The sequence below is a fragment of the Pseudoalteromonas sp. BSi20480 genome (assembly GCF_000241365.1).
GTDB classification, from domain to species: Bacteria; Pseudomonadota; Gammaproteobacteria; order Enterobacterales; family Alteromonadaceae; genus Pseudoalteromonas; species Pseudoalteromonas marina.
The window spans coordinates 50694-73965 of the sequence record NZ_BADX01000001.1 but is presented as its reverse complement, the minus strand read 5'-3'; the positions used below and the strand labels follow the sequence as shown (position 1 = coordinate 73965).

Below are 23272 nucleotides of genomic sequence, written 5' to 3'. Positions count from 1 at the left end.
AAGTCATCAAAAAAACTTTTTTAACACCATACAAAAAAAGCCTTGCTCTTTAGGACGGTTTTTTGAGCTATCTGTGCCCATGCTTTCTTCTAACTCTTTAAGTAGTTCACGTTGGCGCTCGTTAAGATTGACAGGTGTTTCAATAACTACCTTACAAATTAAATCACCTTGTGCGCCACTTCGTACAGACTTAACGCCTTTGCCACGCATACGGAACATTTTGCCGGTTTGCGTCTCTGACGGTATTTTAAGTTTTGCACGACCATCCAGTGTAGGTACTTGAATTTCACCGCCTAAACCAGATGTAGTAAAGCTAATAGGTACTTCACAGTATAAATTGTTACCTTCACGCACAAATATATCGTGTTCTCTTACAGACACTTGTACGTATAAGTCACCCGCTGGTGCGCCATGTACTCCGGCTTCACCCTCACCCGATAAACGAATACGATCGCCTGTATCAACACCCGCTGGTATTTTCACCGACAACGTTTTAGTTTTTTCTACACGACCTTGACCATGACAGCTGTTACAAGGGTCTGAAATAATTTGACCTTGTCCCTGACACGTAGGACATGTTTGCTGAACAGCAAAGAAACCTTGGCGCATTTGCACCTGGCCTGCACCATGACAGGTAGTACATGTTTTAGGTTTAGAACCCGCTTTTGCACCGCTTCCATCACAAGGGTCACAACTTACCCATGTTGGTACTTTAATTTCAACTTCTTTACCACGAACCGCTTCTTCAAGCGTTAAATCCATGTTGTAACGTAAATCAGAACCGCGTTGCTGGCGAGATTGACGTCGGCCACCGCCGCCACCAAAAATGTCACCAAACACATCGCCAAATACGTCACCAAAATCGCCATGTCCGCCACCAAAGCCGCCATGACCACCGCCACCGCCTTGTTCAAAGGCCGCATGACCGTATTGGTCGTACATCTGGCGTTTTTGATCGTCAGTTAGAATTTCGTATGCTTCTTTTACTTCTTTGAACTTGGTCTCAAGCTCTTTATCGCCTGCGGTACGATCTGGATGATATTTCATCGCTAAGCGTTTATACGCTTTTTTTATGTCTCGCTCACTCGCATCTTTGCTTACGCCGAGGACTTCGTAATAATCGCGTTTTGACATATCTATCACACTACTCTTTCTATTTTGCAGCGTAAGCTGCGGGATAAACCGATAAATCTAATCGATTTATCATTGAATTATGAACCTTAAATACATGCAAAAGGCGCGACAAGCTATTGCTCGCGCGCCTCATTTGTTCATCCTAACCTAAACACCTAACCGAGTTAAGTGTTTTTGGTTAGTTAGAAGCGTCGGCAACAATTACTTGTCGTCTTTTACTTCTTCAAACTCTGCATCAACAACGTCATCATCTTGCTTAGCTGATTGTTGTTGCTCACCTGCGTCTGCTTGACCTTGCTGTGCTTTAGCTTGAGCAATCTCCATTAACTTTTGAGACTTTTCAGCAAGTGCTTGCGTTTTAGCTTCAATTTCGTCTTTGTTGTCGCTCTTAATTGCAGCTTCTAAGTCTACAACTGCAGCTTCAATCGCTTCTTTATCTTCACTTGGTAAAGCATCGCCCGCTTCTTCAACTTGCTTACGTGTACCGTGAACCATTGCATCTGCTTGGTTACGAACAGCTACAAGCTCTTCAAACTTTTTGTCTTCTTCAGCGTGCGCTTCTGCATCACGTACCATTTTTTCAACTTCTTCATCGCTTAAACCTGAAGACGCTTGAATAGTAATTTTTTGCTCTTTACCTGTGTCTTTATCTTTAGCAGATACATGTAAGATACCGTCAGCATCAACATCAAATGTTACTTCGATTTGTGGTGTACCACGTTGAGCAGGACGAATACCTTCAAGGTTAAATTGACCTAAAGATTTGTTGTCGCTTGAACGTTTACGCTCACCTTGTAACACATGAATTGTTACCGCAGACTGGTTATCTTCTGCTGTTGAGAACGTTTGTGATTTCTTAGTAGGAATCGTTGTGTTCTTCTCAATAAGCGCTGTCATTACAGAACCCATTGTTTCAATACCTAGAGACAATGGAGAAACGTCTAGTAATAGTACGTCTTTAACATCACCTGCTAGTACGCCACCTTGGATTGCCGCGCCTACAGCTACAGCTTCATCAGGGTTAACGTCTTTACGTGGCTCTTTACCGAAGAAATCAGCAACTGTTTTTTGTACTAAAGGCATACGTGTTTGACCACCAACAAGAATAATGTCGTTGATGTCGCCTACTGATAAATCAGAATCAGCAAGTGCACGTTTAAGCGGCTCTAGAGATTTAGTTACTAAATCTTCAACAAGTGACTCAAGCTTAGCGCGTGTTAGTTTCACGTTCATGTGCTTAGGACCTGTTGCATCAGCAGTTACGTACGGAAGGTTAACTTCTGTAGATTGTGCTGAAGAAAGCTCAATTTTTGCTTTTTCTGCAGCTTCTTTAACACGTTGCATTGCAAGTGGATCTGTTTTTAGATCTAAGCCTTGGTCTTTCTTGAACTCTGCTACTAAGTAGTTGATAACACGGTTATCGAAATCTTCACCACCTAAGTGAGTATCACCATTGGTAGCTAGTACTTCAAATGTGTGCTCGCCTTCAACTTCATCAATTTCAATGATTGATAAATCGAACGTACCACCACCTAAATCGTATACAGCAACAATGTTTTCGCCTTTGTTTTTGTCCATGCCGTAAGCAAGGGCAGCAGCAGTTGGCTCATTGATGATACGCTTAACTTCAAGACCAGCAATGCGACCAGCATCTTTAGTTGCTTGACGTTGTGAATCGTTAAAGTATGCAGGTACTGTAATTACCGCTTCAGTTACTTCTTCACCTAAGAAGTCTTCTGCAGTTTTTTTCATTTTTTTCAGTACTTCAGCAGAAATTTGTGGTGCAGCGCGTTTTTCGCCGCCCGCTTCTACCCATGCATCGCCGTTATCAGCTTTGATGATTTTAAATGGCATAATGCCGATATCGCGTTGTACTTCTTCGTCTTCAAAACGACGACCAATTAAACGCTTAATTGCAAATAATGTGTTAGTAGGGTTAGTAACCGCTTGACGCTTAGCAGATTGACCTACTAATGTTTCACCGTCTTGCGTGTAAGCAATGATAGACGGGGTTGTGCGATCGCCTTCCGCGTTTTCTATAACACGTGCTTTGTCACCATCAAGTACTGCAACACAAGAGTTTGTAGTACCTAAATCGATTCCGATAATTTTACCCATGAAACTTCTCCAACTTCAAAATTCGTTATACGTTAATTCGTTCGATGACTAGTAAATAGGGATGCCCTAAAACTAATTCAACTGTAAAAATGAAAAAAATTCATTTTTTATGATTTATTTACAAAATAACCCCAAAAATTGTAAGGAATGATGATTTTTAGAGCGTTTGACACACCTTTAAATACTGGCCTGACCAGTTCGGTTGTGTTATAAATTTATTAAATTGCACTTTTAAAGGATATTTCCCATGCATTTTGACCAACTACTTGAGCAAGCCGCTAAAATAGGTCAATCAGATAAAATCGAACAATCCACACTTACCATGCAATTTCCTGAAAATTGGTGCCAAGGAAGAACCGCTTTTGGTGGTTTATCAGCTGCATTGTTATATCAGGCTATTAGAGGCAAAGTGAATAATGACCGCCGACTTCTTTCATTAAGTACTAATTTTGTTGGGCCTTTACTCGCCGACACCCCTTTTTCACTTTATGTTGAAGTATTACGTGAGGGTAAAAACAGTACACAAGTACTCGCTAAAGCAATTCAAAATGAGCAAGTAGCCGTAATCGTGCAGGCTTGTTTTGCTAAAAATAGAGAGTCAGCTATTAATGTTCCTGTTTCAAAGTCGTTAGGTTTAAGCCCTGTTAACGAGCGTTATACGTTACCCTTCATAAAAGGCCAAATGCCTGAATTTTTTCAGCATGTGGATTTGTGCCCACAGCAAGGCGCAATGCCTTTTACAGGGGCAGACACATCTCACTTAGGTGGGTGGATGCGACTTAAACATACACCTGAAACCATTACAGAAGCGCATGTAATTGCACTAACCGATGCATGGCCGCCCACATTGTTACAAATGTTTAAACAACCCGGACCAGCAAGTAGTATGTCGTGGTATTTAGAGTTTGTTCAGTCTCCCAATTTAACGCCTGGCGAGTGGCTTGGCTTTGAAGCAATTACGCATCACTCTAAAGATGGATATGGTTTAGAGGACGGGTGTATTTGGTCACAGTCAGGTGAGCTTATTGCTCTTACCCGCCAAACTGTTGCCGTGTTTGATTAGGTGCGGCTGAGCTTTGCAGGTTAAAATTTGTTCAAACTAGGGGCTATTTAATTGCGGCGCGAGATTTGCTTCACGAGATTTGCAACCTAGTGAACCTAGTGGGCTCGATAACTGCTCCTGCATTACTCTACTGGCTTACATCCATGTAAGAATAAGTAAAAACTGAGTAACAAAGAGTAAATAGCTCCTAGGAAGCCCCCCTTGGGCAGCGCCTGCTTGGCATTAATGCTACGTTCTCGCCAATTTATGGGAAATAACCATACTAAATAGGCTCTTCCATAATACTAATACAGACTCCTGCAAATTTAACCTTGAAAGGTCAACAGACCTTAATATATAAAATGCAGGCCAATCAGATACTTTCTGGCTTGGCCTGTATTCAAAATTAGCAGTTCGCGTTGTATTACAGCTTCAAATATTGCAAAATCAACTAAATGCATTATTGTTTGGTACTAAATTGCAAACTGTTTGCCCCTGCTGTGACCTGATCATAGATATACCAAGAATTATCGCTAAGCAAATGGCGATTTGCCCGCATTGCCATCATAAATTATGCGAAGCCAACGTAAACCACGATAATCGCATAGTGGCGTTAAGCTTTAGTGCTTTGCTAATGCTATTAAGTAGTATGTTTTATCCTTTTTATCCTTTAGTAGTAATGGTATAACCCAAACTATCACCCTCCCCGACGCAGCCCGAATATTATTCAATTACGATAGTGAATTGTTAGGCCTTTTTATTGATTTAAGCATTATTGCTTTACCAATGAGTTTATTAATTATTTTAATACCCCTTCATTTAGGTGTTTTAAAAACATTGCCACAAGGCATTGCGCGTAGGTTGCTTAAGTTTACTTTGGCACTTGAGCCATGGATTATGTCTGAGATATTTTTAATTGGTGTTTTAGTCAGCATGGTTAAAATTATGTCTTTGGCTGATATAAGCTTTGGGGCAAGTTTTTGGGCTTATGCTGGGTTTGTTATTTTATACATTGCCGCTTTAGTACACTTAAATCGTCCAAGGTTATGGGCTCAAATAAAACCAGTAAAAGTGTTAGAAGGTGCCGAGCACGCTAAACGTGCTATTGATGAAAATATTAAAGCCTGTCATGTGTGTCATCAGCTTTGTACAGGTAAGGTCTGCCAGCGATGCCACACCAAAACACATGTACGTAATCCTCATAGCGTTCAAAAAGCAACTGCTTGGCTCATCACATCTATTGTTTGCTATATACCAGCCAACGTATTGCCTATCATGAATACAACAAGCTTGGGTGATGAAACCCCGTCCACACTTATTGGTGGGGTTATTTTACTTTGGAAAAGCGGTTCTTATCCCATTGCAGGTATCATTTTTTTTGCGAGTGTTGTTGTTCCTTTAGCCAAAGCATTTGTACTAAGCTTTTTGTGTATTATGGTAACAAAACCTGCAAACAGGCATACAAAAAGTTACACTAGAATTTACCAACTCACTGAGTTTATTGGTAAATGGTCAATGATTGACGTTTTTGTTGTCGCCATTTTAGTGGCTTTAGTACAGCTAGGTAATTTAATGTCAGTTACACCAGGCCTAGGCATTGCATTTTTTACCGTTATGGTAATATGCCAAATGATGGCTGCTCATTCATTTGATCCACGCCTTTTATGGGATTCACCTAAAAATAAATCATCAGAGACTAAAACATGACCGAAACTGCCCAAGTAACAGATGAACCAAGAATCTCTGCTATCTGGATTATTCCAGCCATAGCGCTTTTTGTCGGCGTGTGGATGCTTTATCAATATCAAGCAAATAAAGGCCCCACTATATATATTGAGATGCCGCAAGCCGAGGGCATTATTGCAGGCAAAACAGAAATAAAAGTGCGCAGTGTAAAAATAGGGCAAATAGACAGCGTTCGTTTATCCGACTCCCAAGACAGGGTGATTGCACGGGCTCAAATAGATAAAAGCTATGAAGACTTACTTACCGACGACGCAAAAATATGGGTGGTAAAACCACGTATAGATGAAACCGGCATAAGTGGAATGAGTACTTTACTCTCTGGGGTATATTTAGAATTTGCACCGGGCGAAAGTAATACACTTAAAGAAAATTTCACCCTGCAAGAAGAACCTGCATTAATAGGCAAAGACGTGCAAGGTGGTCGCTTTAAACTACTTAGTTATAACGCAGAAGTACTTGATGTTAGTACCGGAATATTTTTTAAGAATTATAAAATTGGCCAAATAGAAACCGCCATATTTGATTGGGAAAACCAAGCAATGAAGTACGGTATATTTATAAAAGCGCCTTACCAAAACTTAATTACCAACAACTCGATTTTTTGGGTCAACGCCGGTATAGAAATTGATTTATCTGCTGATGGCATAAATATTAATACAGGCTCTTTAAGTAAGCTTTTAAAAGGCGGAATTTCAGTTGGCTTACCCGATAACCAAACACCAGGGGAAATAGCTAACGATGGCCACAATTTCTCACTTAGCCAAAGCTATAAAGAAGCACTAGAAGAACGCTTTTACGACTTTGACTATTACATAATAGATTTTGAACAATCAATTAGAGGCCTCAGGTCCGGTGCCCCTGTTGAATATCGTGGTATTCGCATTGGTACAGTAGTTGAAGCGCCTGCAAACATAATTGTTAATGGCAAACCTGCTCACTTTAAAAGTGCAAACACGTCAGTACCTGTTCTTATAAAAATAGAGTACGGGCGTATTTATCACCACAGCGCAACAGCTAAAGACTTTTGGAAAGAAAGCTTAAAAGGCTGGATAGAAATTGGCATGCGCGCCTCTTTAAAGCCCGGAAATCTTTTAACTGGTGCAGTTTATGTTGATTTTGATATGTACCCCGATTCCCCAGAAGCGGAGTTTGAAAAACTGGGCCAGTATACCGTTTTTCCTAGTATATCGAGCGGAATTACCGTACTTGCCGACCAGGTTTCTGATGTATTAAACAAGGTTAATAATTTAAAAGTTGAAGAAAGCTTAGCCCAAATACAAGCTGCCTTTGCTGACTACCAGTCTCTTGCAAATGAAATGCGCACACTATTAAATGAAAAAGATACTCAAAATTTACCCGGTGATATAAATCGTAACTTTGCAAAAATGACCAAAAGCATGGAGCAATTTGAAGTGACCATGCGACAATTTGATAAAACAATGGCGAGTTATCAGGCTGGGTCTGAATTTCATCATCAATTACAACAAACACTGCGTGAATTTAAGCGCTTAAGCGAAGAAATACAACCTTTGACACGCGGCTTAAATGAGCAACCAAACATGCTAATTTTTGACAAATCACTGCCCGCAGATCCAATACCAAGGAAGCAATAATGAAAACCCTATTACTCATAACAAGTTTGCTTTTAGTATTGTCGGGCTGTAGCTCAGCAATACAAAATGCGACTCAGTATTACCAATTTGAACAGCCTATTGATTCATCATCACGAAATATTAGTGAAACCAACGCACAGTTGAGAGTGCAAACAGTTGTTTTAAGAGGCGCATTAAACAACTTAGGTATAGCGATGAAAATTGATAATAATCAAATTCATGCTGCAAATTATCATTTATGGGGCGAGTCTCCTGACGTTATGCTTACTGCCACTGCCCAACAAACTTTATTTAAAAATATGCCCTCTTGGATGGTTATTAAAGGGCTACCTGTAATAACCGAGCTTGATCAGCAAACATTTTATGAGCTTGAGTACGAAATTCACCATTTTAATGGTGATATGCAAGGCAATGCTGATATCTCTGGACTATGGCGCTTATATTATACTCACCCAGAAACCGGCCGCCGCTTGATTAGTGTGCATAACTTCTCACGCCTAGTGCCCATAAAAGACGACGGCTACGACGGTTTAGTAGCCACGCTTGAGCAAACGTGGCTAAACATAAACTTAGATGTAGCCAAAGCAATAGAACAAGCACGACTTTAATAACCATATATATCAATGGCGGTTTTATCATCACTAATAACCGCCTTGCCTACCCTGTTAAAATCTAACTTTAATAATAGACACTAATAAACATTGTTATTATCTGTATCACCATTTGCAGCAACGCGTTTTTTTATTCAGACTTCACCATGCTTACAGCACTACGTTCTCGTTGTAACTTAATGAACTTTGGAGTTATGCAATTACCTTACACATTAATAGCAGCATCGCTGGCTGTTATGAGTTTTAAAGCATGAGATTAGTACTTTGTATATATTGAAATAAATAAAAAACCCCAATGTATCAGACATTGGGGTTTATTTTTTGACTTATTTATCAATCTTATTTTTGTAACTTAATGCCATTGTAATAAGCATCAAGCGTAGTGATTTTGGTTTGATTAGGTAAATCAGCAAAGTCACTTTCAATAAACTTAGTACCACGCAGCTGGACATTTAAACGCGCTGCTTGTGGGTTTAGCATAGTTTGCTTGTAGTACTGTTTTATATCTGCAAGCGTTACTTTTTCTACTTCATTGATCAACTTTTGTTTTGAGTCAAAACTAAAGTTTTCTCGGTACCAATCGTTAATTAAAGGACCCATTTCATCATTTAAGTTTTTAGGTTGCTCTTTAAGTGACACCAAAGTCGCATTTTTAAGCTGTAAAAATGTGTCTTCTGTCATGTTATCGAGCTCTACCGCGTACTCTTTTTTGAACTGGTCGAAGCGAGCTTGTACTTCTTTAGGCCCTTTTACAGGGGTTTGTATAAACAAACCAACAGCAGAATAATCTTCGATTGAGCTTGCAATAGCACCTACTGCATAAGCGAGTTGTTCTTCGGTACGCATTTTGTCAAATGCGATCGTCCTAAAATGATCGCGTAATACAGCAGCTTGAGCCTTTTGTTTGTAACCCGGTATTGGGTGAACGGTCATATCAACCACGGCAACATCGGCTACATCTATATCCTTTTGTAATACTAACGTTTCACCCGGTTGTGGCAACCACGCTTTACTACGAGCAAACTCGCTCACCGTATGATTTTTAGGTAAAACGGCTGTTAACTCACCAGCCATTGACTCTATATCTTGCTGGTTATAATTACCGTAGCTAAATACACGCAAATCATTATTAGAGAATGTGGCTTCTTTTAACTTTGTAAGATCAGCAACAGTTAATGTTTTTGCGGTTTTGATTAATTCATCAGTATCAAAACTGCCTGTGCGTGTTAGCTTAGAATAAGCACCAAACGCTTGAGCATAAGGAAATTGCTTTTGTTGATTCAATAAGTCACGCGTGTAACGGTCAATAGCTTGCTCGAACGCTTGTGAAGTAGCCTTAACGTCTAATCCACTCAAAGCCTGTTTAAGCAATACATCTTGCTTATCAGTGAACCCATTAAGTGATAATACAAGCCCATTACTTGGTGCAAGTCTAACGCCCATACCGGCTACAGCAGCTTCAGTGCTTAATTGGCTTTGCTGAATGTTATATAAATCTGCCCAAACAGAGTAAAGCACTTCAGCACTTATGTCGCTCAGACCCGGTTGTGTATTTATGTAAACCTCAAGGAGCCCTTTAGGTTGCTCAGCAAATTTTTGACTTGCTTGACGCCATACTTTTACGCCCTGCTTATCGTAAACAAGCTCTGGGTGTTTTTGCTCTTTAAATTCAGCCGTTTTAATTGCAAAACTTTCAGGTAATAGATTATTAACACTAGGAAGCGCTAATTTAAACTCACTTGGCTTATTCCAGCTTGCTATTTCATCATCACTAATGTCATTTATGCGGTATTTGCCGTCGTAAAAGTATAATTGAGAGTCTGTTTCTTCTTGTTGTGAAATGTACCAAATACGCAGTGAATCTGCGTTGAGCTGGTTTAGCACATCATTAACGGCGTCAGCATCAAACTTTGCATAGTGGTAAGGCGCGTTAATCGTGTGATTAAGCGGGTAAACTTGCATGCTGCCTGTTAGAGCACTTACATAGTTAAACTCGTCGCCCTTTTCTAAAAATTTAAATTGGTTATTGAGTGAGGTACGTATTTCGTTAAAGTATTTGCTATCAACCCCTTCTTTTTTAATTAAATCAATATATTGCATAACCACTGCAACAATTGCTTCGCGGTTTTGCATACCTAAATCAGTAAGCTCAATATCGACCGTTAAGGCACCATAGTTTGCATATTGTGTTGGAGAGGCTGATGCCCCTAGCTGTGAAACCCAGCCCTTATCTCTTAGTATTTGTGCTGGGCTACCCGGCATTTCATTGCTTAGTAAATATGAAACAAAACGGTTAGGTTTAACAGCAAACTCATCACTGTTGTTGGTAATTGTAAAATCAAGTTTTAACTGTTTTACATCTTCATTTGGCGAGTAAAATACCCGTTTACCGCCCGCTTTATCAAAATCTAAATTAGCTGTAACACTTGGCTTTTCGATGTTTTTATTTTTAATGTCAGCGAAGTATTTTTGGGCTTTTTGTTCCATATCTGCGATTGGCAAATTAGAAATAAGTGCGACTTTCATAATATTTGACGAATAATATTTCTCGTAAAAATCAACGGTTTCTTGATGAAGCGAACTACCTTCTTTATCGCCGAGTGTTTCTAGGTTACCAATTAAAAAGCGATTTGCTGGATGCTCGCCCATCATTTTACGCGCTAATTTAAATTGGCCAAAGAAGTCCAATTCGCGGCGCATAGACCACTCAGCATTCACTGCGTTTTTTTCTTTTTCTGTGTATTCTGGATATAACTTGGGGGCTTTAAAAAAGTCAGAAAAACGGTCGAGTCCTTCGTCAAACGCATCGTTGTTTATTTTGAACATGTAGTTTGTAATTTCGAGCCACGTGTAGGCGTTGTGCGCTCCGCCATTTTTGGTCATGAAATCTGAATACCCTTTTGTATCAGGGTAACGTTCTGTGCCTAAAAATAGCATATGCTCTAAGTAATGCGCCATACCCTGCTGAGACATAGGATCATGCAGTAACCCCACTCCCACACTTAGTGAAGCAGCAGATTTTTCTGCGCTTGGATCAGACACTAAAATAACCTCAATTTCGTTAGCAAGCTTTAGTGTCTTATATTCTCTATTATCATTTGGGCTAACCACTAAAGTATCTGATAGTAACGAGGCTTGTGGCGAGGTTGCTACTGATGAAGATGTATTCGAGCAACCGCTGAGAACAGCGAGTGCGATGGCACTGAGACAAATAATTTTTTTCATTTTATTTCCATTAAAAGCATGATGCAAAAAAGGTTATGCTAATTCAAAAGCAGGTTTGATAATATAAACTAACACTTTGTACTGAATACTTTCTAGCAGTTAACGCTTTTTTGTGTAACACATTGTGAAAAATGTCTGCATACTGACTAAAACAATAACAAGGAACTACAATGGAAAAAATAATAATACTTGCCATGTTTGTGCAAGTCACCCTGTCTTTGGCTGTAATGATTATTATGGGGAGAAGACGCTTTGCAGCAGCTAAAAATAAACAGTTAAACTTAAACGATTTTGCAACGATGCGATTAGATAACGCAGGTGACCATGTAAGGGTTGCGGATAGAAACTTTACTAACCAGTTTGAAATACCCGTTTTATTTTACGCTGGTTGCTTGTTAGCTTTGCAATTAAACAGTGCAAGCGTTGTGGTTGCAATTTTGGCCTGCGTATTTGTAATATCACGCATATTACATAGCATTATTCATTTAGGATCAAATAACGTAAGAGCTCGATTTAACGTGTTTTTAATTGGCTGCGTGTCTGTATTTGCGATGTGGCTTGCGATGATTTGGCGGCTATTTATTTAATATAGGGCGCAGCTATATAATAGCTGCGCTGTTTATATTGCTCTGAATGAGGTTACTTCTTCTTTTTAAGGCGTGGAACAGCTAGTAAAAAAGCACCCAGTAACCATATTAGCGCTCCCCCCGAACTTCCATCTGAGCTACCAGAGTTATCCGCGTCAATCAGTGTATTTTCAACAACGGTCAATCCGGCTGCCGAATTAGGATCGTCGTCTAATATAGTAACGCTCTGGATTGTCACTAAATTAGCACTACTAATAGACACATCACTGCTCGCACATTGCTCTGTTGTTATATCGACTACTGGTGTTTCACCGCAATGAATAAGGGCCGCAATTTTATCAAGCGTTTCCTGACTTTCTGCTGTGATTTGTCCAAACACTGTAAACCCACCATTTTGCGTATCAAGTGCCGCACTTCCCCCACTATTATTAGCCATATTAAAAAACCACTGGCTAGTAGCACTATTAGGGTTGCCCCCTAACTTAGCCATGGCAATAGTACCTTTAACATTAGAAAATACAGGTTCATTGATAACAGCAGGTTTAGTTGTTATTGGGTCAAGTGTGTCTGAAAATGTAAAACCACCGCCTTGAATTACAAAATTGTCTATTGAACGATGAATAACTGTTTCATTGTATGAGTCATCTTGCACATAACTTAAAAAGTTTTCTACGGTTTTTGGTGTTTGCTGGTCAAATAAATTAATCTCAATTGTGCCTTGGCTAGTTTGCATTTCGACTATGGTTGCATGGCTAGCAAAGCTTAATGAAGCGAGCAATGAACACAGTAAACGTTTTTTCATGTTAGATCCTATTATTATATTTATTTAAAAATAAGTTTTGTTTAGGTTAATGCTACACATTAAGAAAATCGATAGCATTAAGATAGTTGATACAAATTAGACCGTTCTGGTAACATTTCAATTACACAATATTGATTTATATTTTCTATGAATATGTAAACCGAGTAAATGTTTAACTTTGCTCATTGTTAATTATTAAATAACAGAGATAACGGATACACATGACACACACACCACACACAATTTGCGACTTTGGCCTACACAAAGGCGAAGCATACACCAAACTCCCAGCAAGCTTTTTAAATTGGATGGTTGCTACAAAACACGAAAAGTCACATTACGCTAGCCAAGAACTCAAACGCAGGGAAAATGCGGCTACGAGTCGTAATTAGCCAAAAATATAAATATCTGCCTTTTTTATATTTCAAACTAGTTTAAACTAGCCACCTACAACATTAAGTACAACTTAATACACAGGTATTTTATGCGCATAATTTTTATTTTTTCGATCATTTTGGGTGTACTGGGATGCACATCTGCCACAACTAATGAAAAAACATCTTCTACACAATACTTAACCGTTCTTCATACTAACGATAATCATGGTCGCTTTTGGCATAACGAAAAAGGCGAATACGGTATGGCTGCTCGCAAAACACTACTGGATCAATTACGTAGTGAAGCGAAAATAAAAGGTCATGCCGTTTTACTGCTATCAGGTGGCGACATAAATACAGGTATACCAGAATCTGATTTACAGCATGCAGAGCCTGACTTTAAAGGGATGTCTTTACTCGGCTACGATGCAATGGCATTAGGTAATCATGAATTTGATAACCCACTTAGTGTTTTAGCCAAGCAACAAAACTGGGCTAACTTCCCTCTCTTATCGGCTAATATAGTGGAAAAGTCGTCAGGTAAGAACGCTTTTGACGCCTATAAAATATTTGAAAAAAATGGCTTAACTATTGCCGTGATCGGTTTAACTACAACCGATACAGCAAAAATAGGAAACCCTCAGTACATTGGTCACTTAGAATTTAAAGACCCTGTTCCAGTAACAGCCAACCTAGCTAAAGAGATAAAAGCAAAATACAACCCAGACATTACTATTGCTGTTACTCACATGGGCCATTTTATTGATGCTAAACATGGCATAAACGCACCGGGCGATGTAACACTTGCTCGCTCATTGCCTGCGAATACGCTTGATATGATCATAGGTGGCCACTCACAAGAGCCTGTGTGTATGGCATCAGAAAATGTAAACGATGATAGTTTTAAACCTGGCTTAGCTTGTAATCCTGATCAGCAAAATGGCACGTGGATAATGCAAGCCCACGAGTGGGGAAAGTACGTTGGTAAGGCTGAGTTCAAATTAGAAAATGGTGAATTGAGCCTACTTGATTATAAATTAATGCCAGTTAATTTATATGTAGAAAAAACACAAGCTGACGGCACATTAAAAGAGGTACTTGCGAACGAATATATTAAGCCAGACCCGTCATTAAAAGCGTTTTTAGCTAAATACCAAGCGATTGGTGCTAAACAAATTGAGGGGACTATTGGCTCTGTTGATGCAAGATTAGAAGGTGATAGAAACAAAGTACGCTATCAACAAACAAACCTTGCTCGCGTTATCATCCAAGCACAAATGAATGTGGTAGGTGCAGATTTTGGTTTGATCAGTGGCGGTGGTATTCGCAGCTCAATTGATGCCGGTGAAATAAGCTATAAAGACATATTAAAAGTTCACCCTTTTAAAAACCGTATAACGTATATGGATTGGCAAGGTGCTGAACTATGGGACTACTTAAATACAGTAACAAGCTTCCCAGCAGACGCTGGTGCTTACTTGCAATATCACAAGCTTTCGTTTGACCGCAAAAATGGTAAGCTTACAAACGTATTTATTAACGGTAAACCGTTCGATAAAAGTAAAACATACCGCATGAGTTTAAATAGCTATAACGCATCGGGCGGTGATGGTTACCCAACTATAAATACGCTAAAAGGTTTTGTTAGCACTGACGAAACTGACGCCCAAGCACTTAAAACATTTATATCGCAACATAGTCCAATAAAAGCGGCTGAGTTTGCTCCTAAATAATCACTGATAACAATAGGGAGGTAAAATTACTTCCCTATTATTTCAATATTTCCCTTTGCAATATTTATGAGCCCGTAGCTGTGCAGACGAGAGCGAGAGCCTTCTCCATATGCTTTTGGAGGGTAATAAATCTCTTTTTCCTCAGGATATTCATTCAAAACGTCGTCAAGCGAAGCCCTTATTTCACTCAACGTTTTTTCAAGGCTATTATTGAAGTTCGGCCGTTTCCTTATCGTATGCCCTAGCTCTGTTAATCGGGAAAAATACTTGTTGGCAAGTTCAATAAGCTCATCGGGTACATTTTTATTATGATTTAAAATGACATCACTATTAGCTGAACAATATTCAACAAGGGCTAGGTAAAAACACAATGGTTTATTAGCTAATTGAACGCTGTGCTCTTTATTATAACTATGTGAAAGTGTTTTATTGCGTAAATCAATTATGACCGCCAAAGGCATTGGCATTGATGCAGCAGAGTTAATACTCTTGTTTAAGCTTACATTGTTTTTCTTACTGTCTACCACTTTTAACCACACAGCAACAAAGAGACTGATAAGTAAAAAAACAAAAAAAGATTTTATTACTAGGTGTCAAGTAATGCTCATCTACACTAAAAATAATATTCACAGGGCCTTCACTCGTCGCTAAGCTACTGATAAATTGCTTTGCCTTTAAATCGCTGTGAGCAATCTCGCCTGTACTGATATCGATGACACGCAAGTTACTCATTCTTAGATAACTATTTAGTGAGTCAATATAGCCAACTAAAGCATCTTTATTACCTGCATGCTTATACAGTTCATTTGGCAAATCGAGTAATGGTAAATCTAGTGCAATTTGTTTTTCAATTTGAAACTTTTGCTGCTCGCTAACACGCTCTGTTTTATTAATCATAGATATATAAAACACTAAAGAAAGCATAAAAAAAATACATGAGGACACTGCAGAAAATTTAAGCCTACTCATTATCTTCACCTATCTTAAAAACAGCTGTATTATTCTCACATTGCCAAAAGGGCGAAACATTTTGATAATAATGAAGTTCTTGGTCTTTAGACATAGCCATTAGGTGTTCTTGTACAGCACATAACAAATCTGTGTTGTTTTGTTGCATTTTCAAGTACCAACGTGTGCCTGTTATGTTATTGCTTAATGGGGTGATATAGTTTTTCGAGAAACGGTCTTTATCGTTTTCTTTCCAAAACGACGCAATAATATCTACTTTACCGTTGGCTAATAAATCTCGTAGTTCATTATGAGAACTTGCGTACAAAATATTTAAATTTGCAATATTTATATCGAGATCTTTAAAGACCTGTTTTGGAAGAATATGCCCAGAGCGACTCGTTGGGTAATCAAGCAGCCCTATTTTTTTGTCTAAAAAATAAGACTTTGAAATAATTGGTTTTTCTTTTGAAGATATAAAAAATGCAGTGTAATCAGAAAAACCAACAACGGGCATATAATCATAGGTAGATTCAGCTTTAAAAGCCGCCATAATGTTGTTTTTTGCGAGTATAAGGTCTGCAATTCCTTTACCTACAAACTCTAAACTGTCTGATGTTTTATACCCCCAATACCCTACAACCACCCCGTACTGTTTAGCAACGACATTATCATCACACAACTTCTGTGTAAGTTGCACTGCAATATTTTTAGAGGGTGTAAATACAATAAGCTCACTGTCGTTTGCGGTCGCTGTTGTACGACATGTTGTTGATGTTTCAATAAGTACAGGAAAAGCGAGTTCATCGTCATTTACAATTAATTGACCACACACCCAAGCAAAAACTATTACTATAAACAAAAATGTAACAATTGAAGTTTTTTCCAATACCGTATTTTTAATATTCAAGCTAAAGACATCCTAAAATACATTACTTATCCATTTGAACAATTTTAATTACTTATTACAACAAGTAATTTTACCTATAGATGCTAAAGCACTGATTTATAACAAATATGAATAAGAAATTATGAATTTTATTGAGTCCTTCCTAATTTCAACAAAAGTAAGGACAATTGACCTTATTACAACGCAGCAACACCACTCCAAATTAATTAGGGAACCTTAATGCGTATCAATGTAAAATATTCGATAACGTCAGCGCTTTTAATAGGTGCCATTTTTACAAGTAGCGATTCACTTGCTTGGGGCCAAAACGGTCACCGGGTTGTAGGTAAAATTGCTGAATCTCATATAACAGACACCACAAAGTCAGCTATTAAACCATTCTTAGCGGGTGAATCACTTGCACAGGTTTCAACTTGGCCTGACGAGATGCGCTCAAACCCGGGGAAATTTTGGCAAAAGCAATCTTCTCGCTGGCACTACATTAACGCCTCACCTAACAAGTCCTTCACAATCAATCACGACCATACAAACAACAAAGAGTCGGTTAGCAACATTCTAGAAGGCATCCACTATTCTATAAAAACACTCAAAGATAAAAACAGCAGCCTAGATGCAAAGCAATTTAGTTTACGTTTTTTAGTTCATTTGGTTGGTGATAGCCATCAACCCTTCCATGCAGGAAGAAGCGAAGATAGAGGCGGAAACCGTATTAAAGTGTCGTTTTTTGGTCAAGATACAAACTTACACAGCTTGTGGGATACTAAATTAGTTGAAAACGAAAACTTATCATTTACTGAGTACGCGCAGTTTATAAATACTAATAACAGTGAACTAATTGCAGAATATTTAGAAAGTACACCAACTACTTGGATTGAAGAATCTCATAATTTAGCAAATGCACTTTATAAATCTACAAATGAAGAAGTTGGCTACAGCTATGTTTATAAAAATACACCTATCGTAAAAACACGTCTGCTACAAGCAGGTGTTCGATTGGCTGGTTTGTTAAACGCTATGTTTGACCCTTCAGCTAAAGAGCTAGAAACAGCGTTAAAAAAAGTATCTATGTAATTTGTGACACATAAAACCTACACACGGGGATTTTTTGTAAAAGCTTGTTTTACATTTCACAAGTTTGTCATAAAACATCGGTAGTATGAGCTCGCTAATAGAGTGATTACTCAAAAAAAGGTAAAAATAGTCAAAATTTGTACTATTTATTAAAAAAACATTGCAGTTGTATTTTATTTGTAACAAACAATTGGGGTACAATAGCGATGGTTTTTAAAATATAAACCTGCATTTAGTTTATTTTTTGAAAACCAAAAAATAAAAATATAAAAATTTAATTATTAACTACACGGGAAAATTAAATGAAAACTCAAATACGCAAAACGGCCCTATCACTTGCTATCGCAGCATGTGTTGGTGTTAGTGGCGCTGCAATTGCAAATGAAACAACATCTGCAATTAAAGGTCAAATCACTGGTCCTAACGGCAACCCTGCTGCTGGCACTAAAATTACAATTTTACACGTTCCTTCAGGCTCAGTTAAAACAACTGAAACTAATGATGCTGGTTACTTTACAGCTAAAGGCCTGCGTGTTGGTGGTCCATACAGAGTAGTTGTAGATTCTGACACTTATGCAGACCAAGAGTTCAATAACATTATTCTTAACATTGGTAACGATTACCCGGTAAATGCTTCTTTAGAGAATATCTCTAACATCGAGCAAATTGTAGTTACGGGTGCTCCTATCAGTGCTATGTCTGGTGGTACAGGTCCTGCGTCTACTTTTACGCTAACAGATCTTGAAAACCAACCAGCCATCAACCGTGATTTAAAAGATATCATCCGTATTGACCCACGTATCACAATTGATGATAGCCGTGGTTCAATCAACTGTGGTGGTGGTAACCCACGTTACAACAGCTTAACGCTTGACGGCGTTCGCATGAACGATAACTTCGGCTTAAGCTCAAACGGTTACCCTACTATCCGTGCCCCTTTCTCTTTCGACTCTATTGAACAAGTTTCAGCTGAACTAGCACCTTTTGACGTTCAATACGGTGGCTTTACATCGTGTAATATTAACGCTGTAACTAAATCTGGTGGCAACGACGTTCACGGTGGTGTTTTCTTCGATTACACAAACGATTCAATGAAAGGCGACGAAATTGAAGGTAATGAAGTTGATAACGGTAACTACACTGAAAAACGTTACGGTTTCAACGTAGGCCTTCCGCTTGTTGAAGATACATTATTCTTGTTCACTTCATACGAAAAACTTGAAGGTGTTCGCCAGTTTAATTACGACGGCCTTAGCAGTGGTAGTGTTACAGCTGATGACGTATCTCGCATTCAGAGTATTTCTCAATCAGTTTACGGCTACGATGCAGGCGGTATGCCATCAAGCATGCCTGTTGAAGATGAAAAAATCTTAGTAAAACTAGATTGGAACATCAACGAAGATCACCGTGCAAACTTAATTTATAACTACAACGACGGTAACACAATTTCTCAGTCTGATACTGGTTCTAGCCGCGTTTCTTTATCAAACCACTTCTACAATCAAAGTGCTGAGTTTACATCAATCATTGGTTCTGTATATTCTGATTGGTCAGACGATTTTTCTACTGAAATTCGTTTAGGTAAATCAGAGCTAGATGCAACGGTTCAGTCATTAGATGCTGCAAGCAGCTTTGGTGAAATGCAAATCCGCACTGATAATGGCGGTACTGTATTCATTGGTCCAGATGATTCTCGTCAATCAAACGATCTAGATTACGACACAACTACATTTAAAGTTGCTGGTACTTATTACCTAGATCAACACACAATTACTGCTGGTTACGAGTTTGAAGAGCTATCTGTTTTTAACTTGTTCGTACAGCAAACAGAAGGTGAGTGGCGCTTTGACTCAATTGACGACTTTGAAGCAGGTCAAGCAGCGCGTATCTACTACAACAATGCTGCAGGTACTAATAACCCGAATGATGCGGCTGCAAGCTTTAAATATGCGCAGCATACATTCTATGTCCAAGATGAATACGCATTCACTGACTTAGATGCAACCATTCAGTTTGGTTTACGTTACGACAAGTACACAAGTGATGACGTTCCTAACTTTAACCAAAACTTCACTAACCGTTACGGTTTCAGCAACCAGTCTACATTCGACGGTATTGACTTACTGCAGCCACGTGTTGGATTCCAATGGTATGCAACTGACGAACTTGAAGTGCGCGCTGGCTTAGGCTTGTTCTCTGGTGGTAACCCGAACGTATGGCTGTCTAACTCTTACTCTAACGATGGTATTACAAACATTAGTACGCAGTTCCGTGGTGTAGATTTATTCAATACAGCTAACGTAAACGGCGGTACACCTGGTTTTGACGTACCACAAGGTATGTTTGACATTGTTGCAAATACAGAAATTGGTGTAGGCGATGCAACAGTTAATGCTGTAGACCCAGATTTTGAAATCCCTTCAGAGTGGAAATACTCTCTTGGTGCTACATACACAACTGAAGACGAATACGTAATCTCTGTAGACTACCTATACTCGAAGAAGAAAGATGCTGCATTGATGCGTGATATTGCACTTCAAGATAGCGGCGAAACTACGTTTGATGGTCGTCCTATTTACGAGTCAATCGAAGGTCGTAGTAATGAGTATTTATTAACAAATGTTAGTGGCGATAGCGGTGATTCTTCAGTTATCTCTGCAGCAGTTAGCAAAATGTTCGATAACGGCATCAACTTTAGCTTTGGTTATGCATACACAGATGCAGACGATGTAAACCCAATGACTAGCTCTGTAGCTGGTTCTAACTATGGTAACATCGCACTTACTAACCCAGGTAACCCAGGTGTTGCGTCTTCAGATTATGAAATTCCGCATCGTTTTACTATGACGCTTGGTTACAAATATGAGTTTGTAGATGGCTTTGAAACACGCTTTAACCTTTACGGTGAAGCATACAAAGGCCTACCTTACAGCTTCACGTTTGACGGAAGTGACCGTAATGTATGGGGCGATAACAACTGGAATGGTAACCGTCAGTTATTATACGTTCCACTTGAAAACGATCCTAACGTTGTATACGACATGTCTGCAGCTGAAATCAATGAGTTCAACGACTTCATTGCATCTGAAGGGCTTAAACGTGGTGAAATCGCAGGTCGTAACCAACAAAATGCTGACTGGTTTGTTAAGTTTAACTTTAAAGTTACACAAGAATTACCAGGCTTTATGGAAGGTCATAAAGGTGAAGCATTCTTTGTAATCGACAACCTTACAAACATGCTAAATGATGACTGGGGCGTTCTTAAGAAAGGTCCTTTCGTAGGTGCAAGCATGATCTCAACATCTTTAGATGACCAAGGTCGTTACGTTTATTCAGGCTTTAACGGTAATAACGCTAATACTTCAGTACAAACTGGTGCTTCAGTATGGGAAATGCGTGTAGGTGTACGTTACACTTTCTAATCTAAATTGTCAGATTAGTTAAAATTATAAAAGCCCATCATTTGATGGGCTTTTTTATGCCTGTAATTTATTTTTTAGCTTATTAAGTACACTTATTAATAAACCTTGTTCATGTGTGTTTAACGAAGCCAATAGTTCTTTTTCCCACTTTAACGCCTCGGGTACTATTTTTTTATACATATCTTTTCCAGCTTCACTTAATGAAAGTATGGCTGCGCGCTTATCCTCTGAATTAATTTGAGTCATTAGCAACTTTTTTTCTACTAATATTTTTATTGCACGCGACACGGTCGATTTATCCATATTTGCCTGCGTACATAAATTTTTGGCATTACTTTGACCAAATTGCGCTAAATTCGCCAAAATTCGCCATTGAGGTATCGTTAAGTCAAATTTGCTCTGGTATACCTTAGCAAGGTCATTACTTACCAAACTTGCTACATTAATTAGTTGATATGCTAAAAAAGTGTCTAAATCCAGTTTCATTGTTATCCCGTTAAATAGGTTTACTAGCTGTTCATTTATATTTACATACACATTCATTGAGCAATTTGAAATTACTCTCGCTTGAGAGTATCTTAACTTAAATAAATAAAACATAAAACTAGCCTTCTCTCACAGGAGTCAGTAATGGCAGAACAGTTAAAGTACATGACCGGTTTTGGTAATGAATTTGAAACCGAAGCGCTACCCGGTGCCTTGCCTATAGGGCAATTTACTCCTCAAAAAGTTAAGTACGATCTTTACACTGAACAATTTAGCTCTACAGCATTTACCGCGCCTAGAGCAGCTAACCGCAGAACATGGCTGTATCGGTTACGCCCTTCGGTAGTGCAAGGTGATTACACCGCTGTTGATAACGGCTTGATTCGAACTGCGCCTATAACTGAAGCCGTAACACCTCCGACTATGCTTCGCTGGAACCCCGTTGAAATTCCTACAAAGCCAACTGATTTTCTAGATGGACTCATAACAATGGCTGCTAACGGCAGTGCTAATGGGCAATCTGGCATCGGTATTCATGTTTATGTTGCTAACAAGTCTATGGTTGACCGCTACTTTTACAACGCTGACGGTGAAATGCTATTTGTACCCCAACAAGGCGAGCTACTCCTGCATACAGAATGCGGTAAGCTCTGTGTAAAACCAGGTGAAGTTGCAGTTATACCCCGAGGAATGAAGTTTTCTGTTGATTTAATACAATCAACGGCCCGTGGTTATATCTGCGAAAACTATGGTCATGCTTTGGAGCTTGCAGAGCGAGGCCCGGTTGGTGCAAACGGCTATGCCAACGACCGTGACTTTCAATACCCAGTTGCGGCTTTTGAAGATAAAGAAGGTGATTTTGAACTAGTGTCAAAATTTAATGGCAACTTATTCAGCTGTGAGATTAAGCATTCCCCGTTCGATGTTGTTGCATGGACAGGTAATAGCGCGCCTTATAAATACGATTTATCGCGATTTAATGTAATGAATACAGTAAGCTTTGACCATCCGGATCCGTCTATATTTACCGTTTTAACCTCGCCATCAGCTACTGAAGGGATGGCTAATGTTGATTTTGTCATTTTTCCACCGCGTTGGATGGTTGCTGAAAACACGTTTCGTCCGCCCTACTATCATCGTAATATCATGAGTGAATTTATGGGGTTAATTGAAGGTGTATATGATGCAAAAGAGCAAGGCTTTGTGCCAGGTGGCGCAAGTTTACATAATTGTATGTCTCCGCATGGACCTGAAGCGGATGTGTTTGAAAAAGCATCTAATGCGGAACTGGTTCCACAAAAATACGAAAATACCTTAGCGTTTATGTTTGAATCTCGCTACATCATTTCACCGACTAAATACGCATTAGAAGGTAAAGAGCGCCAACCAAATTACACAGATTGTTGGCGAACAATTAAAAAACACTATTCAGCCAACAAGGATTAAT

Annotated in this window: 17 protein-coding genes and 1 pseudogene; 10 read left to right on the top strand and 8 right to left on the bottom strand. The window is 39.0% G+C overall.

Annotated elements, in window-relative coordinates; translation table 11 throughout:
- Positions 1-6: 6 nt before the first annotated feature.
- Both dnaJ and dnaK read right to left on the bottom strand, forming a co-directional pair.
- Entirely contained in the window at positions 7-1134 is a 1128-nt protein-coding gene (dnaJ, locus tag P20480_RS17100; RefSeq protein ID WP_008126296.1) for a molecular chaperone DnaJ, read from the bottom strand.
- Positions 1135-1335: 201 nt separating this feature from the next.
- Entirely contained in the window at positions 1336-3252 is a 1917-nt protein-coding gene (dnaK, locus tag P20480_RS17105; protein ID WP_008126292.1) for a molecular chaperone DnaK, read from the bottom strand.
- Between the two features lie 247 nt (positions 3253-3499).
- Between dnaK and P20480_RS17110 the strand changes: the two genes are divergently transcribed.
- From P20480_RS17110 to P20480_RS17125, 4 genes and pseudogenes are all read left to right on the top strand, one after another.
- Positions 3500-4315, top strand: coding sequence for a thioesterase family protein (locus P20480_RS17110; protein WP_008126290.1), 816 nt, complete (start codon positions 3500-3502; stop codon positions 4313-4315).
- 520 nt (positions 4316-4835) lie between these two features.
- Positions 4836-6001, top strand: a pseudogene (locus P20480_RS17115) (PqiA/YebS family transporter subunit).
- Positions 5998-7653, top strand: coding sequence for an intermembrane transport protein PqiB (gene pqiB, locus P20480_RS17120; protein WP_008126284.1), 1656 nt, complete (start codon positions 5998-6000; stop codon positions 7651-7653). Before P20480_RS17115 ends, pqiB begins: the two are co-directional and overlap by 4 nt.
- Positions 7653-8261 carry a PqiC family protein gene (locus tag P20480_RS17125; protein ID WP_008126282.1) on the top strand — a complete coding sequence of 203 codons (609 nt, stop codon included), beginning with the start codon at positions 7653-7655 and terminating at the stop codon, positions 8259-8261. Before pqiB ends, P20480_RS17125 begins: the two co-directional genes overlap by 1 nt.
- Before the next feature lie 342 nt (positions 8262-8603).
- Here P20480_RS17125 and P20480_RS17130 read toward each other — a convergent pair whose 3' ends face one another.
- The gene (locus P20480_RS17130; protein WP_008126279.1) at positions 8604-11489 is read right to left on the bottom strand and encodes an insulinase family protein; all 2886 of its coding nucleotides are present in this window, start codon (positions 11487-11489) and stop codon (positions 8604-8606) included.
- Positions 11490-11659: 170 nt separating this feature from the next.
- On the opposite strand from P20480_RS17130, the gene P20480_RS17135 reads away from it, so the two are divergent.
- Entirely contained in the window at positions 11660-12076 is a 417-nt protein-coding gene (locus P20480_RS17135) for an MAPEG family protein (protein WP_008126275.1), read from the top strand.
- 52 nt (positions 12077-12128) lie between these two features.
- On the opposite strand, the gene P20480_RS17140 is transcribed toward P20480_RS17135, so the two are convergent.
- Complete coding sequence (locus P20480_RS17140) at positions 12129-12878, bottom strand: peptidylprolyl isomerase (protein WP_008126274.1); 750 nt, start codon at positions 12876-12878, stop codon at positions 12129-12131.
- Positions 12879-13099: 221 nt separating this feature from the next.
- Here P20480_RS17140 and P20480_RS19540 point away from each other — a divergent pair, with 221 nt between their 5' ends.
- Positions 13100-13270, top strand: a complete 171-nt coding sequence (locus P20480_RS19540; protein ID WP_006791686.1) for a hypothetical protein — start codon at positions 13100-13102, stop codon at positions 13268-13270.
- Positions 13271-13362: 92 nt separating this feature from the next.
- A complete protein-coding gene (gene ushA / locus P20480_RS17145; RefSeq protein ID WP_008126271.1) occupies positions 13363-14988 on the top strand; it encodes a bifunctional UDP-sugar hydrolase/5'-nucleotidase UshA in 1626 nt (541 codons plus the stop codon).
- A gap of 26 nt (positions 14989-15014) precedes the next feature.
- Here the strand turns inward: ushA and P20480_RS19695 are convergent, their stop codons facing one another.
- From P20480_RS19695 to P20480_RS17160, 3 genes are read right to left on the bottom strand one after another with little or no spacing between them, the layout of a single operon-like run.
- Positions 15015-15515 carry a hypothetical protein gene (locus P20480_RS19695; protein ID WP_008126269.1) on the bottom strand — a complete coding sequence of 167 codons (501 nt, stop codon included), beginning with the start codon at positions 15513-15515 and terminating at the stop codon, positions 15015-15017.
- Positions 15502-15957: a hypothetical protein gene (locus tag P20480_RS19690; RefSeq protein ID WP_238530278.1), complete on the bottom strand. Its 456-nt coding sequence runs from the start codon at positions 15955-15957 to the stop codon at positions 15502-15504. Before P20480_RS19690 ends, P20480_RS19695 begins: the two co-directional genes overlap by 14 nt.
- The gene (locus tag P20480_RS17160) at positions 15950-16846 is read right to left on the bottom strand and encodes a type 2 periplasmic-binding domain-containing protein (RefSeq protein WP_008126266.1); all 897 of its coding nucleotides are present in this window, start codon (positions 16844-16846) and stop codon (positions 15950-15952) included. The genes P20480_RS19690 and P20480_RS17160 overlap by 8 nt, the downstream gene beginning before the upstream one ends.
- A 219-nt stretch (positions 16847-17065) precedes the next feature.
- On the opposite strand from P20480_RS17160, the gene P20480_RS17165 reads away from it, so the two are divergent.
- Together P20480_RS17165 and P20480_RS17170 are read left to right on the top strand one after the other, a co-directional pair.
- Positions 17066-17917 carry a S1/P1 nuclease gene (locus P20480_RS17165; protein ID WP_008126264.1) on the top strand — a complete coding sequence of 284 codons (852 nt, stop codon included), beginning with the start codon at positions 17066-17068 and terminating at the stop codon, positions 17915-17917.
- 302 nt (positions 17918-18219) lie between these two features.
- Complete coding sequence (locus P20480_RS17170) at positions 18220-21339, top strand: TonB-dependent receptor (protein WP_008126261.1); 3120 nt, start codon at positions 18220-18222, stop codon at positions 21337-21339.
- A 54-nt stretch (positions 21340-21393) separates the two neighbouring features.
- On the opposite strand, the gene P20480_RS17425 is transcribed toward P20480_RS17170, so the two are convergent.
- A complete protein-coding gene (locus P20480_RS17425; RefSeq protein ID WP_033024862.1) occupies positions 21394-21825 on the bottom strand; it encodes a MarR family winged helix-turn-helix transcriptional regulator in 432 nt (143 codons plus the stop codon).
- A gap of 144 nt (positions 21826-21969) precedes the next feature.
- Between P20480_RS17425 and hmgA the strand changes: the two genes are divergently transcribed.
- Positions 21970-23271 (top strand): homogentisate 1,2-dioxygenase, encoded by a 1302-nt coding sequence (gene hmgA / locus P20480_RS17175; protein ID WP_008126257.1) that lies wholly within the window; start codon positions 21970-21972, stop codon positions 23269-23271.
- Position 23272 lies beyond the last annotated feature (1 nt).

Coding starts and splice junctions, on each gene's coding strand:
- dnaJ (WP_008126296.1), bottom strand. CDS start 1,134: ATGTCAAAACGCGATTATTACGAAGTCCTCGGCGTAAGCAAAGATGCG.
- dnaK (WP_008126292.1), bottom strand. CDS start 3,252: ATGGGTAAAATTATCGGAATCGATTTAGGTACTACAAACTCTTGTGTT.
- P20480_RS17110 (WP_008126290.1), top strand. CDS start 3,500: ATGCATTTTGACCAACTACTTGAGCAAGCCGCTAAAATAGGTCAATCA.
- pqiB (WP_008126284.1), top strand. CDS start 5,998: ATGACCGAAACTGCCCAAGTAACAGATGAACCAAGAATCTCTGCTATC.
- P20480_RS17125 (WP_008126282.1), top strand. CDS start 7,653: ATGAAAACCCTATTACTCATAACAAGTTTGCTTTTAGTATTGTCGGGC.
- P20480_RS17130 (WP_008126279.1), bottom strand. CDS start 11,489: ATGAAAAAAATTATTTGTCTCAGTGCCATCGCACTCGCTGTTCTCAGC.
- P20480_RS17135 (WP_008126275.1), top strand. CDS start 11,660: ATGGAAAAAATAATAATACTTGCCATGTTTGTGCAAGTCACCCTGTCT.
- P20480_RS17140 (WP_008126274.1), bottom strand. CDS start 12,878: ATGAAAAAACGTTTACTGTGTTCATTGCTCGCTTCATTAAGCTTTGCT.
- P20480_RS19540 (WP_006791686.1), top strand. CDS start 13,100: ATGACACACACACCACACACAATTTGCGACTTTGGCCTACACAAAGGC.
- ushA (WP_008126271.1), top strand. CDS start 13,363: ATGCGCATAATTTTTATTTTTTCGATCATTTTGGGTGTACTGGGATGC.
- P20480_RS19690 (WP_238530278.1), bottom strand. CDS start 15,957: ATGAGTAGGCTTAAATTTTCTGCAGTGTCCTCATGTATTTTTTTTATG.
- P20480_RS17165 (WP_008126264.1), top strand. CDS start 17,066: ATGCGTATCAATGTAAAATATTCGATAACGTCAGCGCTTTTAATAGGT.
- P20480_RS17170 (WP_008126261.1), top strand. CDS start 18,220: ATGAAAACTCAAATACGCAAAACGGCCCTATCACTTGCTATCGCAGCA.
- P20480_RS17425 (WP_033024862.1), bottom strand. CDS start 21,825: ATGAAACTGGATTTAGACACTTTTTTAGCATATCAACTAATTAATGTA.
- hmgA (WP_008126257.1), top strand. CDS start 21,970: ATGGCAGAACAGTTAAAGTACATGACCGGTTTTGGTAATGAATTTGAA.